1 protein-coding gene is annotated in these 2,094 nt (G+C 32.1%); it reads right to left on the reverse strand.

Going from position 1 to position 2,094, the window contains the following annotated elements:
- Window positions 1-380 precede the first annotated feature (380 nt).
- Window positions 381-1,667, reverse strand: a complete 1,287-nt coding sequence (locus tag EZV73_RS28145; protein ID WP_240843918.1) for an IS110 family transposase — start codon at window positions 1,665-1,667, stop codon at window positions 381-383.
- Between the last annotated feature and the right edge of the window lie 427 nt (window positions 1,668-2,094).

A 2,094-nucleotide genomic window follows, 5' to 3' on the forward strand; every position in this document is an offset into this window, starting at 1 on the left:
ATAGTGGTGTTTTTCCTTTTCACCTACTTACATATAATTTTATGTAAGTCTATTATATAAACTATGACAAATCAAGAGAGCAAATATATATGATTAAAGACAATGCCTAAGAGCTAGGCAATGCCAAATCTATTAGGCAGAAACACTAATACAGCAGTCGAACCTCTTTCTAACAGGGTCATGCCCCTAACTTCTTTCGCCCATCTTTTACTATATGTGAGTCCCTATATGCTCGTATCCAGGGTTATACCCTCATGGAGAAAATGCGGGATCGTCACCTTTGTCATTTTTCATTTTTTTTATTCATCTCACTTACTACTATTGCTGCGATGAACATATTGCTGTAGTCTATTTGCTATATAATAATTCTATTCTAGGATTTATGCGGTCATTAAAAATTCTTTTGGACGCTTTATATCAGAAAGCATTTTTCTTTCATCATAATCCGAATTATTAATCACAATAGAGTATATTATTCTTAACAGTTTTCGAGCAAGTGCCATTATTGCTTGCCTGCCTTTTAACTGATTTTTCTTTCGTTCAGTGAAATATTTATAGAGTTCTCTAAAAGCTTCATTTTTTGCTAACATACTAAATATTACTTGGTACATAAACTTACGTAAATCACTTCGCCCACGTTTACTAATTGTCGTTTGACCCTTTTTCTTACCAGAACTATTCTCAATGAGTGACAGTCCTGCCATCTTTATTAGTTGATCTGGATGTGAATAGTTTCTTATATCACCGATTTCAGATATAATTCCACTGGTTGTAGATAATCCCATACCTTTTATTTTTAGTAACTTTTGTACCTCAGGTAAACGTCTACAAATGTTCTCAATTTTTAATTCTAGAGCCGATATTTCATCAGAAATATTATGATACTGTTTTAGAAGATACTTTAATTCTTCCTCTGCCATTTCAAGGCCTACAGTTGTACCGATACTATTTTGAGCCGCATTAACCAACTTTGTAATTTTATTTAAACCAACCCCTTTTCGTAATTTGCCTGGTAACGCATTATAGATTTCACTCGACCCAACATTTGCAATTTTAGAAGGAAATCGATACAATTTTAAAATCGTCAAAAACGATTTAGCCTCCCAATCTTTATAAGCAACTTGATATTCTGGGAAATAACGATCTAACCAATTGTGCATTTGATTCTTAATCCGACATAAATCTTTTATCATTACTTCTCTAAGATTTTTTGCATTTCTCAAACTTTCATAATCACCAACTAACAAATTAGGCTCTGAAAAACGAACATCCTTGACTAGCTGCGCAATTATCTTTGAATCCTTGAAATCAGTCTTGGTTTGACTATTGTCATCAAGTTCTTTAATCTTCTTAACATGCATTGGATTTACCGTCACAACCTTAATATTGTTTTGTCTCAAATACCTAGCTAAATTAATCCAATAAGGGCCAGTTGGTTCTAGACCGATAATCAGAGTTTCTTTACTGTTTTCATGCATTAATTCACCAATCCATACACCTAATTCTGTAAATCCTATATGATTATTGTTAAATGTTATCGATTTTCCAAACTCAATTCCCCGAAAATCTTGTGCTCTTGCAACATGAAAATTCTTAGAAACATCTATTCCAACGATTAAAGTTTTATCAGTGATTTGATTAAGTTTTTCAGCCTTGCTATAATTCATTTGAATCCTCCTCTTAAATAAGATTGTTAGTTTTGTGGTTATTACTATTATATCTTATTAAGTTGTGAGGGTTCTTTTTAACTATATCGCAAGAAGCTTGTATAATGAAGTTAAGTAGTTTAGCTACTGTTTCATTATTTTATATTTACTGTATATATAACATAGGTGCTGTGAATTAGTTTTTTCTCCTGTAGCTAGACTACTTTGGTAAGACAATAATCACATATCTATGTTTTTCTTTGTTTATTAGTACGATAACGATCAACGTTTTATCTATAGCAAGGGTACATGACATCGGTATGTGATACACAGCAAACTTACTATTATGAAAGGAGTTTTTTATGTATTACGTTGGTATCGATATCGCTAAAGATAAGCACGATTGCGCTATCATTGATTCAGAAGGAAATGTGTTAGATTCATTTAC

The organism is Acidaminobacter sp. JC074 (assembly GCF_022496765.1).
Taxonomy (GTDB): Bacteria; Bacillota; Clostridia; order Peptostreptococcales; family Acidaminobacteraceae; genus JABXKX01.

Coding starts and splice junctions, on each gene's coding strand:
- EZV73_RS28145 (WP_240843918.1), bottom strand. CDS start 1,667: ATGAATTATAGCAAGGCTGAAAAACTTAATCAAATCACTGATAAAACT.